14 protein-coding genes and 1 pseudogene are annotated in these 15,343 nt (G+C 44.8%); 8 read left to right on the forward strand and 7 right to left on the reverse strand.

Features of this window, described 5'->3' with window-relative positions; translation table 11 throughout:
• Positions 1–35 precede the first annotated feature (35 nt).
• Positions 36–851, reverse strand: a pseudogene (gene tnpC / locus OCU36_RS17425) (IS66 family transposase); the annotation flags it as partial.
• Positions 852–912: 61 nt separating this feature from the next.
• On the opposite strand from tnpC, the gene OCU36_RS17430 reads away from it, so the two are divergent.
• The 3 genes from OCU36_RS17430 (at position 913) to OCU36_RS17440 (ending at position 5,440) form a co-directional block, all read left to right on the forward strand.
• A complete protein-coding gene (locus OCU36_RS17430) occupies positions 913–1,833 on the forward strand; it encodes an IS5 family transposase (RefSeq protein WP_261837391.1) in 921 nt (306 codons plus the stop codon).
• A gap of 108 nt (positions 1,834–1,941) precedes the next feature.
• Positions 1,942–3,339, forward strand: a complete 1,398-nt coding sequence (locus tag OCU36_RS17435) for a sodium:solute symporter family transporter (protein ID WP_261839794.1) — start codon at positions 1,942–1,944, stop codon at positions 3,337–3,339.
• Positions 3,340–3,439: 100 nt separating this feature from the next.
• Entirely contained in the window at positions 3,440–5,440 is a 2,001-nt protein-coding gene (locus tag OCU36_RS17440) for a glycoside hydrolase family 55 protein (RefSeq protein WP_261839795.1), read from the forward strand.
• A gap of 38 nt (positions 5,441–5,478) precedes the next feature.
• Here the strand turns inward: OCU36_RS17440 and OCU36_RS20115 are convergent, their stop codons facing one another.
• The 4 genes from OCU36_RS20115 to kdgR all read right to left on the reverse strand — a co-directional run bounded on the left by OCU36_RS20115 (position 5,479) and on the right by kdgR (position 9,549).
• Positions 5,479–5,583 carry an integrase core domain-containing protein gene (locus tag OCU36_RS20115; RefSeq protein WP_167352292.1) on the reverse strand — a complete coding sequence of 35 codons (105 nt, stop codon included), beginning with the start codon at positions 5,581–5,583 and terminating at the stop codon, positions 5,479–5,481.
• 499 nt (positions 5,584–6,082) lie between these two features.
• On the reverse strand, positions 6,083–6,808 hold the full coding sequence (locus OCU36_RS17445; protein ID WP_065677438.1) for an exonuclease domain-containing protein: 726 nt from the start codon (positions 6,806–6,808) through the stop codon (positions 6,083–6,085).
• Position 6,809: 1 nt separating this feature from the next.
• Positions 6,810–8,678: a DUF294 nucleotidyltransferase-like domain-containing protein gene (locus OCU36_RS17450; protein WP_261839796.1), complete on the reverse strand. Its 1,869-nt coding sequence runs from the start codon at positions 8,676–8,678 to the stop codon at positions 6,810–6,812.
• Positions 8,679–8,766: 88 nt separating this feature from the next.
• The gene (gene kdgR, locus OCU36_RS17455) at positions 8,767–9,549 is read right to left on the reverse strand and encodes a DNA-binding transcriptional regulator KdgR (protein WP_065677436.1); all 783 of its coding nucleotides are present in this window, start codon (positions 9,547–9,549) and stop codon (positions 8,767–8,769) included.
• 259 nt (positions 9,550–9,808) lie between these two features.
• Between kdgR and kduD the strand changes: the two genes are divergently transcribed.
• The 4 genes from kduD to OCU36_RS17475 are packed head-to-tail and all read left to right on the forward strand — an operon-like array spanning position 9,809 to position 12,092.
• Positions 9,809–10,570: a 2-dehydro-3-deoxy-D-gluconate 5-dehydrogenase KduD gene (kduD, locus tag OCU36_RS17460; RefSeq protein WP_065677435.1), complete on the forward strand. Its 762-nt coding sequence runs from the start codon at positions 9,809–9,811 to the stop codon at positions 10,568–10,570.
• Positions 10,571–10,588: 18 nt separating this feature from the next.
• Entirely contained in the window at positions 10,589–11,083 is a 495-nt protein-coding gene (locus tag OCU36_RS17465; protein WP_261839797.1) for a YgjV family protein, read from the forward strand.
• 13 nt (positions 11,084–11,096) lie between these two features.
• Entirely contained in the window at positions 11,097–11,417 is a 321-nt protein-coding gene (locus OCU36_RS17470) for a cupin domain-containing protein (protein WP_261839798.1), read from the forward strand.
• A 39-nt stretch (positions 11,418–11,456) separates the two neighbouring features.
• Positions 11,457–12,092 (forward strand): RpiB/LacA/LacB family sugar-phosphate isomerase, encoded by a 636-nt coding sequence (locus tag OCU36_RS17475; RefSeq protein ID WP_250617735.1) that lies wholly within the window; start codon positions 11,457–11,459, stop codon positions 12,090–12,092.
• Between the two features lie 611 nt (positions 12,093–12,703).
• On the opposite strand, the gene OCU36_RS17480 is transcribed toward OCU36_RS17475, so the two are convergent.
• Positions 12,704–13,327: a bifunctional 4-hydroxy-2-oxoglutarate aldolase/2-dehydro-3-deoxy-phosphogluconate aldolase gene (locus OCU36_RS17480; protein ID WP_065677431.1), complete on the reverse strand. Its 624-nt coding sequence runs from the start codon at positions 13,325–13,327 to the stop codon at positions 12,704–12,706.
• A 13-nt stretch (positions 13,328–13,340) separates the two neighbouring features.
• Complete coding sequence (locus tag OCU36_RS17485; protein WP_065677430.1) at positions 13,341–14,270, reverse strand: 2-dehydro-3-deoxygluconokinase; 930 nt, start codon at positions 14,268–14,270, stop codon at positions 13,341–13,343.
• 526 nt (positions 14,271–14,796) lie between these two features.
• Between OCU36_RS17485 and OCU36_RS17490 the strand changes: the two genes are divergently transcribed.
• Complete coding sequence (locus OCU36_RS17490; RefSeq protein ID WP_240508203.1) at positions 14,797–15,324, forward strand: sodium:solute symporter family transporter; 528 nt, start codon at positions 14,797–14,799, stop codon at positions 15,322–15,324.
• Positions 15,325–15,343: the final 19 nt, after the last annotated feature.

A 15,343-nucleotide genomic window follows, 5' to 3' on the forward strand; every position in this document is an offset into this window, starting at 1 on the left:
AGGTAACTTGACTCGATATTAACGGGGGGAACAGCCTATAGATCAAAGATGTTGGGGTACGGTCTCTTCGCCACAACAGCCGTGATGATCTCACTCAACACTGACATTGTCGACAAGCCACGTTTTTTGCAGGTTTCGATGAGGGTATGTATCCTACTGCGGAATTTATCGCCTGCATCCGAGGTCGTTCCGAAGCTGATTTTCCTTTGGATTACAAAACCTCTAATACATCGCTCAGCTTCATTATTGGTTAAGGGGATTGACGCTTTCTTGAGGAAAACCCACAAGCTCTCTCTATGTTTGAGCAGTAACTTGCATCGCCCCCGATATCGCTTGACCATGACATCAGTCCCTTTGCTCAACCAATGATCGAACGATTTCTGCAACCTACGCATTCTTCGTAAGTACAGCGCATAATTTAACTCATCTTGTTCATAACGATGCCGAGTATGGAAAATGGCGTTCGTCAGCAAACAAAGATGTCTGCCAATATAAGCGGTGTGGCCACCGCCACTATAATCCGCCATTTGCTGAAGGTTACGCTTCACATGTGCCCAACATAACTGATGACGGTCTGCGGCTATCCAGTTATAGCTAGGGCACTGGTCGCTGACCACAATGCCTGCATAGTCTTCATCAATGACCTTTTTCGCTGATGAGGTCGAGCGCGAATAAAGTATTTGCTCATAGACAAGGTCATCACTTGCCACTAACCAACACCAGCGAAGGCTTTGTTCATCATTTCGGTGATGAGAGGTCTCGTCAGCATGAATCAAAGGCGCTTTCTTTAATGCTTGTTTTATCGCTTGATGTAATGGCGTTAGCATTGAAGCGGCGTTGTTGCGTAATTCAATGGAACTAAATCAAGAACCTACGATCTGAGCAGCTACGTCCACTCTATCTCGTAGCCCTATGCCTAAACCACGTTACAAAACAACTAACTGGAAGCAATACAACCAATCACTCATTAACCGTGGTTCTCTGACCTTTTGGATTGATGAAGAAGCAATAAGCGGATGGGCGCAAAGCAAACAGAATAAGCGCGGGAGGCCGCGTCGGTTCAGTGATTTAGCTATCACGACAGCACTCATGGTCAAACGAGTTTTTTCTATGCCATTGAGAGCGCTGCAAGGATTTATCGACTCGATATTTAGGTTAGCCCATGTACCGTTAAGTTGTCCGCATTACACCTGCATCAGTCGTAGAGCCAAGCAAGTTGAGGTTTCATTTAAGACTAAAACGAGAGGAGCGATACAGCACCTAGCTATTGATGCTACTGGCCTTAAGGTTTATGGCGAAGGTGAATGGAAAGTCAAAAAACATGGGACGGATGGCAAGCGTAGAGTCTGGCGAAAGCTGCATATTGCAGTCGATACCAACACTCATGAGATCATTGCCGCCGAGCTAAGTTTATCGACGGTTACAGATGGAGAAGTACTCCCGAACTTACTGAAACAAACACGCCGAAGTATCCTTAAGGTGTCTGGTGATGGCGCTTACGACACGAGAGCGTGTCACGCTGCTATTAAGATTAAGGGAGCTATTGCGCTTATTCCCCCAAGAGAAGGGGCTGCCTTTTGGGAGCGTGGTCACCCTCGAAATCTCGCCGTGGGTTGCCAGAAATTATACGGCTCAAATAAGTATTGGAAAGAGCGGTATGGATACCACAAACGTTCACTCTCAGAAACAGCGATGTATCGAGTTAAACAGTTGCTAGGAGGGAAACTGAGCTTAAGAAATTACAATGCCCAGGTGGGTGAAACTTACGCGATGATAAAAGCGTTGAACAAGCTTACTGGGTTAGGTATGCCTGAAACTTGTCGCATTGACTAAGAAACAAGCGAAACGGGTTGGCTCTATCTCTAAATTTAATTACGCAACAAAGCCGGCGTTCGTCGTCGTTTTGGTGCTACAAATGAGCAAGTATTTACTTGGGCGACCATGCCAACCAGCATCGTTTATACCGGTATTTGGCTAAATGGTTTGGCACTGTTTGTCAGTGCGGTATTTAAAGTAGATATTGAGACAACAATCGTAGTTACAGGTCTAATCGTCCTGTTTATTTCTGTTATCGGCGGCGCGTGGGGTGTTGTAGCATCCGACTTTGTTCAGATGGTGGTCATTATGGCCGTGACCGTGGTATGTGCTGTTGCCGCTCTAATTAAGATAGGTGGTCCTACGAACCTAATTGAACAGTTCCCTGCGGATTCGATCATGGGTTCAAATATGAACTATCCGCTGTTGTTCGTGGCATGGTTCATCTTCATGTTCGTGAAGCAACTTCAAAACATCAACAACATGCAGGACTCTTATCGATTCTTAACAGCTAAAGATTCGACCAATGCTCGTAAAGCTGCGCTACTTGCGTTTGTTCTTATGCTGATTGGTCCTGCTATTTGGTTCTTGCCTCCTTGGGTGTCGGCAGTGATCTACCCAGATGCAGCCACAGTGCACGCAGCACAGCTAGGTAAAAAAGCAGCGGATGCGGTTTACTTGGTATTCGTTGAGAATGCGATGCCTGTTGGTATGGTTGGCCTACTTATGTCTGCGGTATTTGCCGCGACCATGTCTTCAATGGACTCTGGCCTTAACCGTAACTCCGGTATCTTTGTTCGTAACTTCTATGCACCAATCATTGATAAAAAGGCTGACGACAAGAAACTAATGCGTGTAAGCCAAGTGGTTACTGTGGTGTTTGGTGCTCTGATTATCGCAGTTGCCCTATTCATTAACTCTCTTCGTGGATTGAGCTTGTTCGATGCGATGATGTACGTCAGTACGCTACTGCAGATGCCAATATTGGTCCCATTATTCTTCGGTATCTTCATCAAGAAGACGCCAGATTGGGCGGCATGGGCAACATTGGCTGTCGGTATTATTGTCTCTTACCTTGTTAGTTTCGTGATTACTGCCGATGTTGTAGCAAACTGGCTGAACTTAGACACGCCATTTACGGGCCGTGAAGCGAAAGACCTAAAAGTCTTACTCGGTATCATGGGTCACTTGTTCATCACGGGTGGTTTCTTCTGCCTAACCACTAAGTTCTACAAAGAGCCAGTTGGTGAACGTGAATCTGAACTGACTGAGTTCTGGAGCGATGTTGCTACTCCTGTAGTAGAAGAAGCAGGTCAAGATGAGTTGGATCGTCAACAACGCAACATGCTAGGCAAATTGATTCTTGTATTTGGTGTTCTAGTGACGCTAATGGTACTCATCCCGAATCCATCCTGGGGACGAATGGCCTTTGTCTTCTGTGGAGCGGTCATTGTGACGGTTGGTAGTTTGCTTCTGAAAAGTGCAAAACAAGCCGATAAGCTTACGACTAGTAGCGCCACATAATTCTAATGCCCCCATGAGGAGCTACGCAGTTCACAGTAGCTCCTTTTTTTAACCAGTAACTAAAAGAAGTACATAATAAACGCGGAAGGGAGATCTAAACGTGAAAATGAACGTGAACACACTCGCCATACTTATTCCTCTAACCCTATATAGCGCATCTGGCATTTCAGCTCCAGGTTATAAACAAGGCGCAACGTTACCTACGACATTTCAAAATACTATCTACGCAGTTGATCACGGTGTTATCGTCGACGATGGCATCGATGATTCTGCTGCATTGCAAGCTATTATTGACAATGAGGTTACCGCTTCTACGAGTAAAAATACGGTGATAATACTGCCACAGGGCACTATTAACCTGAGTGATGAAATCCATATTGACAAGTCAGGGTTAGTTATCAAAGGGGCGGGAAGCGATCCAGCCACGGGTACTCAAATAGTCGTTAAGTCTTGGTCACCTTATGGTGTGGATGCCAGTAATGCTCCTGATTTTGATAAGAAATACTGGCCTGGTTTTGGCGTATTTCGTGTCGAAACTCGAGAGAAGCATGTCAAGGAACCCGCTTACGAGGGGAGCGTCAACTTCCACTGGAAACACAGCATTGAGTTTGCACAACCTGCAAAAATGGGTGACAACACCATTGTAATAGAATCAGGAAAAGCCGGTGAGTTTAGCCAGGGCGATCTTATTTATGTCGGTGCCGCCAACGACAAAGCGTTTTTGGATAAAGGGCAAGTGCCAGAATCGAGAAGAAGTGGTAGTCACATAAAAACCGGTCACATGCGCACACAGATTTTTAAAGTGACAGCGGTAAACAGTGGCAACAATTCGGTCACCCTTGATGGCGCTCTAGAGTTTGATATCCCGCTAAACAATGAGAGTGGTTACAACAGCCGTGTCATGCCAGTCAGTGCGGTAGAAAACTTTGGTCTGCAAGACTTCTTTCTAACCATGGACACGAAAGGCAGCCATTGTGAGGGCTACAATCGCAACCAGTTTTCGGCGAGCAACCCTAATGGCGTCTTGTATCGATATGAGAACGTATGTGCACAAGATGCGATTCACGGCATCATTCTCAAGTGGGCGTATAACGGCTGGGTTGATAATGTCCGTATCGACATGATCGGTTCACATCCTATTGTCAGTGAGTTCGCCAAAGCAGTCACCATCTCCAACAGCACGATCGACGGCTCGTGGAATAAGGGGGCTGGCGGAAATGGCTATGTTCGTGGCTCTAAGTTATACAACAGCTGGATCCACAATAACGATATTCGTAACATTCGACACCTCGCTCTCCAATGGTCAGCGACTGGAAATATCGTCGAGCACAATACACTGAATGTTGATATGAACTTCCACGGTGGCTGGGAGCGAAATAATTTGGTTCGCTTAAATCATATCGCCGTGCCGTACGAGCATCGCAGTTGGTCTAATGGGGCGCCAGAATCGGGGTCAACGTGGCAACCGATTTGGGTTGGCTCCGGCGACCACGCCAGTAAGTGGTCAGGACCGACAGGGCCTAATAATGTCCTAACCAACAATACACTGGAGAAAGCAAAGAGTTCGGGTGAGAGTATTACTCGATGGGGGCTATTCGATGAACCTGATGTCGAGTACGCGCTCAATTGGGATGGCAGCCAGTACAAACATCTCAATATTAATGAAGAGCCAATAGCGACTTGGAATCAAGCGTTGGCAGAGGGCGTTCATCAGCAGATACCAACTTCTGGTGTCACTGTGGCTGGAGGTTCTTGGCCTCCGGAGGGGGTCGATCCAGAGGAGCCTGTTGATCCAATCGATCCACCTGTATCTGAAGGGTGTGATGTCATCACCCAATATAGTTGGGGGCAGAAAATGGAGTTGGACTTATCCCAAGCAAGCTGTGTAGCGATTGATAGAGATCTCGCAGGAAAGACAGTGCAATTGTGGGACAGTGATGCAAATAATAGTTGTGATTTCAGGGGGACGTTATCCAGCATTGATGGTAGCGGCTCAGTTAACGTGACATCAAACTATGTGAGCAGTAATAGCCTAACAGGTAAGCTGGTTAAAGTGATACCAAATAATAATTGTCAGTATGTTAAATTTAGGTCGTACTAAGTTACATACTTGCCCCGTCCTGATATGGGTTGACACTTCTAACCATACGCTCGATGTAATTCATCGGGCGTTTGGTATTCTAAGGACGTATGTGGCCTCATTTGATTATAGATCTTGATATGATTTTTAAACTGATGCTTCAATTGATATTTTATGTAATTTCATTAAGGAAGTTTTATGATTGTTCGCAAAATTTATGATTGCTATTTCTCTTGCTTGTCCTAGGGGTGTAATGGCGGATGATATAGACTTCATTTTATTGGTTGAAACCATAAAGTATGAGGTTACATCATTTCTTCCGTTTGCAAAGAAGCAAGCATCGGATGTAATCTCGTAAAGTCGCACTTCAGGAGAGGCTTAGAAGCGAGTCATCATTGCACTTATCAATTATCGTTTAGGCAATGCCTACATTTGGGCTAATGACCACAATGTCGTCGTTTCATTAACCAAGCGGATTGCCGATGGACACTTATCTCAGTCTGTACCGCAAGGAAGCATTTTAGAATCCGTTAGTCAGATGCAAGCGTCAATCAAGCCATTTTCATTGAGTTCAATGAAAACGGCTATTGGACGATCTGCAATCCAATAGCCATGGTTTTGAAAAACAAGAGCTAGTGGCAGGTTAAGCATGAGTTGTCACGTTTAATAGGGTGGTTTGCACATCACTTCACTGAGCGGGCGATGACAGAGTCTTAGTCTCTTTACTTGAGCTAATAATAGCTCCGCACAACCTAATGCATCACTGGCTGCGGAGTGGGCCTGATAATCGGGCAAATTATAGTGTTGGCGCAGATCATCGAGTTGGAAGCTAGCATGGCCACTATTTTTTCCTAAATAGCTAAATCGCTTCTCAAGCATCAAGGTGTCTATCATGTAACAAGGCAGCTTTTCCAATTGATAGCGCCTTTTGAGATACGACGATAAAAAGCCATACTCAATGCCCGCACTGTGGGCAATGATAGTTTTGCCTGCACAATGTTCGATTAATAGATCGAGTGCTGGCTCGGGCTCCACCCCCTGTTTTTGAACTTGAATGGGCATAATTTCATGAATGATAGCGCTCTCTGGTCGCACAATAACGTCGTAGCGCAGAATCACTTCGCTAACACTGGTTAAATCAATCTCTTCATAGTTTAACTCAACCGTTCCAATAGAGAGGATCCTATCAGTGTCAGGATTTAATCCTGTCGTTTCAAAATCGAGTGCGACAAATTGTTGTTCAGACAACGGGCGCTCTGCATTAGGGAGCGGGTGGGCAAAGTAATGCTCGAGGGCATGAGAAGACCAGCGTTTAGCCTGCATGGATTGGTGCAAAGCTTCAATATTGTCGCCTTTAGAGAATAGCTTTTGTAGGGCTTTGGCCAGCATGTTAGAACCCGCCTACAAATTTGAGTTTAGCGACATCCTGCAGTTCGCTGATTATCTTGAACGCTTCTTTGAGGTGCTTGCGTTCAAAACTGCTGAATTCGTCAGGGCGGATGTGGTTATCCGGAGTATCACCACGAAGCTGTGCGTTGAGCTGGTGCCTAAAACGAACTTGAGTTAGAAAACGGTACGCGCCGATAATGTTGTCGCAACTGTTTTGAGACAAGGTGCCTTGCTCAACTGCATATCGAAATCGCTCTTCAGTCCCTGTTAGCGACCCTCCAGCGGCAAGGCTGTATATTCGAGCAAGATCGATGATGAGATTCAACGCAAATTTTTTGATGTTGAGTGATTTAGTGTTATCACCACTTTTTTCTAGTACCAGGCTATTGAAAATACCAAGTGGCGGTGATGTTTCGATGGCATCGCGTGTTAGTGCCGGGATAAAGCGAGGGTTTGCATGAATGGTCTGGTGTAGGTGGTTTTGAAGCGTATCAACAAGTTCCGCGTTCCCGTACACGCAGCGTATTTCCATGAAGACACTGATGTTGAGCAGTTTATTGTATTCTGGACTAGCTACCCATTTTGTATAGTATTCTTTCCAGCGACCTACACTCTGATTCCATTTTGCTGTGGCTGCCATGTACTTGCCATCACAAAGGGGATAGCCCACTGCGGCTAATCCATTACACACTCGCATTGCAAAGTAAGTGAAGTAGAATCGATCATCCTTGGTTGCATCTTCTGCGAGTACGAGAGCATTGTCTTGATCAGAGAGCATGTGTACTTCGTTTCTTGCATGCGACCCAGCAACCATCCAAGCGTATTCACAAGGTGGTGGACCGAGCACTTCTTCAGTTAGTTGGATTATTCGTCTATTGAACGCATCCATGATCATCGACATCACCTGACCATGAATTTCGGCGCTCACGCCACTTTCGACCAAGGCTTGGAAAATAGTTTCTTTTTCATCTCGTAAACTCGCAAGCGCATTGATCGAGTTGGCGTACTTGATTTTTTCAATGAGGAAGAGCGATTGAGTACAATGGTTATGAACTAGATGTGTAGTCGTTAATAAGCCTTTTACTTCGTTATTGGCGATTACAGGCAGGCATCGAATATTATACTGCAACATGAGTGAAATCGCTTGAATCACTTTGTCTTCGCTATTGATCAAAATGGGGTTACGTGTCATGACTTCATAAATAGGTCGCTGGGTATCTATGCCCTGAGCGACAACATGTTGGGTCATATCACGGTCGGTGACCAAGCCGACAATTTCATGTTCTTTTAGTACCACGGCGCATGAGCTGTGACGCTTACCACACATGGCCTTGGCGACATCCATGATCGAGTCGTCGTAACTTGATACTGTGATATTTTCGCTGGCGACTTCTCCAACCGTACGAAAGAACAAGCTTTTCTCTTCTTTGTTGACGATAGAACGTATGGCGGAGTTCAAACGGGTTTTTGCCGTAGCGGCAAAGTAGTCTTTAAGCTCGGGATGTTGCTTGCACGTCTCTTGAATGTTTGCATGTGGTATAAGATAAAGTAGCGAGTCTTCAATAGCTTCCGCTCGGTAGCCATCTTCTGCTTCATTAAGGGGCTCAAGGAAAGTAAACCCAAACTGATCCTCTTCACCGAGACGGGCTCGGAGTTTATTGATTTGGGTACGCTGCTCTATTGCGCCTTTTCGAATCACATAGAGGTACCGTTTCTCGCACATCGAGTGAAACTCAATACTTTCTCCCTTGGCTAGGTATTTGACTGTGACTGAGCCTGCTAGTGATTCAACCACCTGTTTTGGTAGAAGGTCGAAAGGGTCAAGGTGAATCAAAAAGTCGAAAATGTTATTTGAAGCTGAAGTACCCATGTAAATCCCTTAAATGAAATGGTGTTTCAATAAAGTGCTTGGCGGCAAAAAAAGCAGCACGAGTGCTGCTTTTTTAACTGTATTAATGTCAGACAGGGTAATTGTGATAGCCCAAGTGCTCAGAAACATTGCGGCCAGCCGAGTGGAGCTGGGCAATGTACTCTTGTTTGCGGTTTTCTTCGAATCGGATAGTAGGAAACGAAACAGAGATAGCCGCAATAGGGTCACCAAATCGGTCGTAAACCGGTACTGCAATGCAACGCAATCCTGGCTCTTGTTCTTCGTTGTCTTCACCAAAATGCTGCTCACGAACAAGGTTCAATTCTTCAAGCAGTTGGTCTGCGTTTTCATGCGTATGCTGCGTGTGTTTTTTAAACTTAACATCAGCCAAGAGAGCTCGTACTTCTTGCTCATCCATATGAGACATCAACACCTTACCAATAGCTGTGCTGTAGAGCGGGTTGCGGCGACCGATGCGTGAGTGCATACGTAGATGATAACTGGAGTCTATCTTGTGTAGGTAGATGATGGAGTCTTCGTCAATGGAGCCCAAGTGGACAGTTTCATTGATTATCTTGGAGATTTTCGCCATCTCAGTATTAGCAAGATTAATGAGGTCGACATGCTCTAAAGCTTTTGAACCTAACTCAAATAATTTTAATGTCAGTGAGTATTTATCGGCTTCCCCTTCCTGCTCAACAAACCCGAGTGTCTTCATGGTTTGTAAAAAGCGATAGGTTGTCGCCTTTGACATCATCAAGCGTTGAGATAGCTCGGATACACCAATCTCTTTTTGGTTAGCCAGTGCTGAGAGGATGTTAAATACTTTTAATACTGACGATACAGCTTCCGGTTGAGTTGATTTTTCCATTTCACGCTCTGAGTCATTTTCGATAGTACCTGATTATACCTGATATGTTCGAGCGAGTCAGTAGTTTCGAAAAGCCATTTCATTAATTTAAAACCAATAATTGAGATGTCAATCACATTATTTGTAGTTAACTTTAAAAATTAAAACGCAATTTCAAAAATAACTTTAGATCGTATCATTTTTTGTGTAATGTAAGTTTCAACAGAGTGAACACCGGCCTTTTTTTGTTCACCACACATTCACTACAAAGGTACAGATTATGATTCTTGATTCGTTTAGCCTTGAAGGCAAGGTAGCAGTGGTAACTGGTTGTGATACCGGTCTTGGGCAAGGAATGGCTATCGGGCTTGCTAAAGCAGGTTGTGACATTGTTGGCGTGAACATTGTTGAACCGTCAGAGACGATTGCGATGATCGAAGAGACAGGTCGCAAGTTTGTTGATATTCGCGCTAACTTAATGAAGTTAGATGATATTCCAAGCATCGTCGATCGTGCAGTTACGGAGTTAGGTCGAATTGATATCTTGGTAAACAATGCAGGCATCATCCGTCGTAACGACGCCATTGACTTCTCTGAGCAAGATTGGGATGACGTGATGAATATCAACATAAAGTCGGTGTTCTTTATGTCACAAGCGGTAGCGAAACAGTTTATCGCGCAAGGCCAAGGTGGCAAAATCATTAACGTCGCGTCAATGTTGTCATTCCAAGGTGGTATTCGAGTACCATCTTACACCGCTTCAAAGAGTGGAGTGATGGGTGTGACTCGACTAATGGCTAACGAATGGGCAAAAGAAGGCATTAATGTTAATGCTATTGCGCCGGGCTACATGGCAACAAATAACACAGTAGCACTGCGCGCTGATGAGCAGCGTAATGCTGAAATTTTAGAGCGTATTCCAGCTGACCGTTGGGGCACTCCGGAAGATCTAGCGGGGCCATGTGTATTCTTGGCATCGAAAGCATCTGACTATATCAATGGTTACACTATTGCCGTTGACGGTGGTTGGTTGTCTCGCTAACAGGCTTAAGAGAAGGTGATGGATCTATTTTCTGTCGGACAGGTATTAGGTTTTTTGAGTTTTGGTTTAGGAATTTCTACCTTTTACCAAAAAGACGACAGGCAGCTCAAAATTTTAATGTTTGTCTTTAATATCAATCATCTTTTCCACTATTTACTACTAGGTTCAACCGTATCTGCCGCGGCAGCCGGACTGTCGGCAGCAAGAACGTTGGTATCGATACATACACGGTCCAAGCTTGTAGCAGTATTGTTCATTGTTGTTGCAGGTGGTATAGGGCAGCTTTGGTCAATTTTTGGCACGATGATCGGGACGTTCTCAATGTTTGTTCTCAGCGGCGTGGCAATGCGTATTGGCTTTTTGCTTGGTGCGACATGTTGGCTAATCAACAATATATTGGTTGGTTCAATAGGTGGTACCTTACTTGAAGCGACACTTATAGTGACGAACCTAGTAACCATTTATCGATTACGCAAATCAAGTGATTTGGTGTCTAGCGAATCACAAACATAATAGGTTTTTACACATGTTCGTATTCAATAAAAATGTGCAGTTAGAAGACTTAGGTGATGGTGTCAGCCGAAAGGTGCTTGCACACAACGACAACATGATGTCGGTTGAAGTCCATTTTGAAAAAGGTGCGGTTGGTGCTATGCATTCGCACCCACATGAGCAGCTTACTTATGTGCTGTCTGGCGCTTTTGAATTCACGATTGGCGAGGAAATGCACATCGTTAAGGCCGGTGACACCATGTATAAGCAGCCAGATATTGAACACGGTTGTGTGTGTGTTGAGGCAGGTACGCTAATCGATACGTTCACACCAATGCGCAAAGATTTTGTTTAAGATTAAACTAATGACGAGCCTTCTCGTCGGGGAACTACTATGAAAATTGCACTAATGATGGAAAACAGCCAAGCACCAAAAAATGCGATGGTTGCTTCTGAACTAAACCTTGTGGCAGGTAATTTAGGCCACGACGTATTCAATGTCGGTATGACAGATGAAAACGACCACCACCTAACTTACATTCACCTAGGTATCATGGCGAGCATCCTACTGAACTCAAAAGCAGTAGACTTTATCGTAACTGGCTGTGGCACAGGCCAAGGTGCGTTGGTGGCAAGCAACCTTCACCCAGGTGTGGTATGTGGTTACTGCTTAGAACCATCAGATGCATTCCTTTTCAACCAAATTAACAATGGTAATGCTATTTCATTGGCGTTTGCGAAAGGCTTTGGTTGGGCTGGAGAGCTGAATGTTCGTTATATCTTCGAAAAAGCATTTACTGGTGCTCGTGGCGAAGGCTACCCTGTAGAACGAGTTGTACCTCAGCAGCAAAACGCAGCAATTCTTAATGATGTTAAGGCTGCTGTTTGCAAGGACGTTGTAGCATCACTAAAAGCGATTGATCAAGATCTAGTCAAGCAAGCTGTTGGTGGCGCTCAGTTCCAAGAATGTTTCTTTGCTAATTGCCAGGTCACTGAAATTGCTGAATACGTTCGCACTTTGATTGATTAATTTGATCTGACTTAAAGTGGCCTCAGAACTCCTTGAAATTTTATATCTGAGGCTGCTTCAAATCAAACGTAGCACCACTTATTGGCTATTTTATTATTTGTTTTGATGTCCATATCGGGATTTGGCCAGCCAGTGTTATCATTGGTTTTTTTATTTTTGATAGTCAACAGACTTATGGTCGTTGTCTCATAGTTTCACTAGCTTTCCTTTCTCATTCTCATTCTCATTCTCAAAAGCAAAGATTCACATTGAACGGAAAAGTCTATTCTTAAGGTGGCATCTGAAGTCTATTATTCCAAGCAAACTATGCCGTTGTATCATTGGCATTTGCGAACAAACGGTTAGTGTGTAGGCTTATTTTCATTGAGCTCCCTGTTAGATGCATGGACTTGCTTTGGACGCTTAATGTCTTGACTGTCATCTGCTGCGTAACTGTGTAACTGCGTCGGCGGTTGAGGTAAGTAAATTTGAGCTGGGTGCGGTTTCGTTAAAAATAGCGGTTAGAGCGGATGTTTTTTTCCTTATTATCCCATCATGATTGATTTTTCAAAAAGAAATTAGCCCCATGGCCAAAGCTCGTGGGGCATAGTTTCCATAAGCGGGGGGGCGAATTAGTTAACGTGCGCAACCGCACCTTTAACCAACTGACCTAGTTCATCCCAGCGACCCTCGTCGATAAGGTTGGCTGGAACCATCCAAGTGCCGCCGCATGCTAATACAGACTTAATGGATAGATAATTATCGACATTCTTTAGGCTTACACCACCTGTTGGCATAAATTTCACTGGGTATACGGCTGTTAGTGCTTTTAGCATACCCACACCGCCAGATGGCTCTGCTGGGAAGAACTTCAACGTACGCAGACCCATTTCCATTGCTTGCTCAACAAGGCTTGGGTTGTTTACTCCAGGCACGATTGGTACGTTTTTATCGATGCAGTATTGAACCGTGCGTGGGTTGAAGCCTGGGCTTACGATAAAATCAACGCCAGCTTCAATCGCTTGGTCCACCTGTTCGTTGGTAAGAACGGTACCCGCGCCAATCAGCATTTCTGGATACGCTTGACGCATTGCAGCGATTGCGTCTGCTGCGCATTCGGTACGGAACGTGATTTCTGCGCAAGGCATGCCGTTGTCTACTAATGCTTTACCTAGAGGAATAGCATCCTCCACTTTGTTAATGGCAATGACGGGAATCACTTTAAGGCTTGCTAGCTGTTCATTTAGAGTTGTCATTTGTTTTGTCCTACTAATCAAGAGTTGGCGTTGCTGTATTAGGAATGATTGCACCGCGGTACTGAATCACAGTTCCGGCGACTTTGTGTCCTATTTCCGCTGATCTAAATGCATCACCACCTGTTAGGCGCTTGGCAAGATAACCGGCGCTAAATGAGTCCCCCGCAGCTGTGGTATCAATAACGGAGTTAACTGGCTTAGGCGCGACATACTCTGCGCGACCTTCGCTAAGTACTAGGCACTCTTTTGCGCCACGCTTGATGGCAATTTCAGAGACGCCTGCTTGCTGAGTGCGTTCAATGCACTCATCTAGACATGTGTCACCGAATAAGTATTGATCATCTTCGAAGGTGAGCAATGCGGTATCCGTGAAACCGAGCATCGCAAGGTACGTGCGCTGAGCGGTATCTCGGTTCGCCCATAATTTTGGTCGATAGTTGTTGTCAAAGAAGACGCTGCCGCCTTTGGCCTTGAACTTCTCTAAGAAGCTAAACAGGGTGTCACGTCCAGTGTCAGTTAAAATAGCCAAGGTGATGCCGCTTAGGTAAACCGCATCGTAATCCATCAATGAATCGACAAGGGATTGGCTCTCTGGCTGATCGAACACGAATTTAGCCGCTGCATCGCCGCGCCAGTAAAAGAAGGTGCGTTCGCCAGTTTCATCGGTCTCGATGTGATAAAGGCCGGGCATTTTGTCGTCTAGACGCAGTACCTGATCGGTATCAATGCCCTCTTCAGACCACGCTTTTAGCATTTCAGCAGAGAAAGGGTCATTACCTAATGCGGTAATGTAGCTCACTGAAATGTTGTAATTTTTCGTCAAACGAGAAAGATACAGCGCGGTGTTTAGTGTATCACCACCGAAACTTTGCTTTAGTAGTTCTTCTTTGCGTTGTAGCTCCACCATGCATTCGCCGATGATCGCTATTTTGTATTGGCTCATAGTCAAATATCCAGCTTGAGAGTGACCCGTTTTATCAGTATTTACTGAGTTAAAAACGTTTGGTAAGTATCTGATTTTAAATTTCTAACTGATTGTTTCTTTGTATGTTTATTGTGTTGATAAACGTTAGAGCGTAGATGTTGACTAAAGGATGTCGTGTTTAGCATGGTTTTACCATCATCCGCGCCTTCAAGAAGTAATTAGAGGTTGCATTTTATTTGAAACAGCGTTCCAGGTAATTGTAATCTATCAGCGTAACTTGAAGGCGAGGTAGTAATATTTCTACTTTTAACCATTAACTGTGATTTGAGTCGAGTTTCATTGTTGCGGTCATTGAGTTCCGTATGGACGGCGAAACCAATAGGACTAATCGCAGTGAATGAATAATCTGTGATGTATAAGGAGTGATATAGAGCTCATTGATACTGTTATTATTGTAGGTTACTTTGCTTTCTTATTGTTCGCCGCTTTAGTGTTCAAGCTTTTTGCCACAGATAGTTCGAGCTTTATCCGCGGTGGTGGAGCAATGATGTGGTGGATGGCGGGCGCTACTGCTTTCATGACACAGTTTTCCGCGTGGACCTTTACGGGGGCTGCAGCCAAGGCCTATGAGGATGGGCTGACAGTATTGTTCATTTTTTGGGGTAATGCCTTTGGCTTTTTCGTCGCGGCTGGCTATTTTGCTCCCCGTTATCGCAAGATGCGCGTTGAGACGGCTATGGAAGCTATCAAGGTTCGGTTCGGACGAGCATCTGAGCAAGTTTATACCTGGCTCTCTTTTCCTTTGACTATTATGTTTGCGGCGATCTGGTTAAACGGTTTAGCGCTTTTCGCAGCCGCGGTTTTTAACATTGATCTTGTAGTGACGATTGTTGGCGTTGGTCTAATCGTGAATTTTATTGTCACGAGTGGCGGCTCGTGGACTGTGTCTGCGACTAGTGTCATTCAACTCATTTGTTGGTTGCGATTAGGGGCATTTGCGTTGCTCGAAGTTGGTGGGCCAGTGACACCAATAGATGTTACCCAACCTATAGTTATATGGGTGCTAATTTGAGTTATTGGCAAGTGTTTTG

The organism is Vibrio artabrorum (assembly GCF_024347295.1).
Taxonomy (GTDB): Bacteria; Pseudomonadota; Gammaproteobacteria; order Enterobacterales; family Vibrionaceae; genus Vibrio; species Vibrio artabrorum.

What these genes read in the sequence shown, in the direction of transcription:
- OCU36_RS17480 (WP_065677431.1), bottom strand. Translation starts at nt 13,327, where the DNA reads ATGACAACTCTAAATGAACAGCTAGCAAGCCTTAAAGTGATTCCCGTC.
- OCU36_RS17475 (WP_250617735.1), top strand. Translation starts at nt 11,457, where the DNA reads ATGAAAATTGCACTAATGATGGAAAACAGCCAAGCACCAAAAAATGCG.
- OCU36_RS17485 (WP_065677430.1), bottom strand. Translation starts at nt 14,270, where the DNA reads ATGAGCCAATACAAAATAGCGATCATCGGCGAATGCATGGTGGAGCTA.
- OCU36_RS17435 (WP_261839794.1), top strand. Translation starts at nt 1,942, where the DNA reads ATGCCAACCAGCATCGTTTATACCGGTATTTGGCTAAATGGTTTGGCA.
- kdgR (WP_065677436.1), bottom strand. Translation starts at nt 9,549, where the DNA reads ATGGAAAAATCAACTCAACCGGAAGCTGTATCGTCAGTATTAAAAGTA.
- OCU36_RS17490 (WP_240508203.1), top strand. Translation starts at nt 14,797, where the DNA reads ATGATGTGGTGGATGGCGGGCGCTACTGCTTTCATGACACAGTTTTCC.
- kduD (WP_065677435.1), top strand. Translation starts at nt 9,809, where the DNA reads ATGATTCTTGATTCGTTTAGCCTTGAAGGCAAGGTAGCAGTGGTAACT.
- OCU36_RS17465 (WP_261839797.1), top strand. Translation starts at nt 10,589, where the DNA reads ATGGATCTATTTTCTGTCGGACAGGTATTAGGTTTTTTGAGTTTTGGT.
- OCU36_RS17470 (WP_261839798.1), top strand. Translation starts at nt 11,097, where the DNA reads ATGTTCGTATTCAATAAAAATGTGCAGTTAGAAGACTTAGGTGATGGT.
- OCU36_RS17450 (WP_261839796.1), bottom strand. Translation starts at nt 8,678, where the DNA reads ATGGGTACTTCAGCTTCAAATAACATTTTCGACTTTTTGATTCACCTT.
- OCU36_RS17445 (WP_065677438.1), bottom strand. Translation starts at nt 6,808, where the DNA reads ATGCTGGCCAAAGCCCTACAAAAGCTATTCTCTAAAGGCGACAATATT.
- OCU36_RS17430 (WP_261837391.1), top strand. Translation starts at nt 913, where the DNA reads ATGCCTAAACCACGTTACAAAACAACTAACTGGAAGCAATACAACCAA.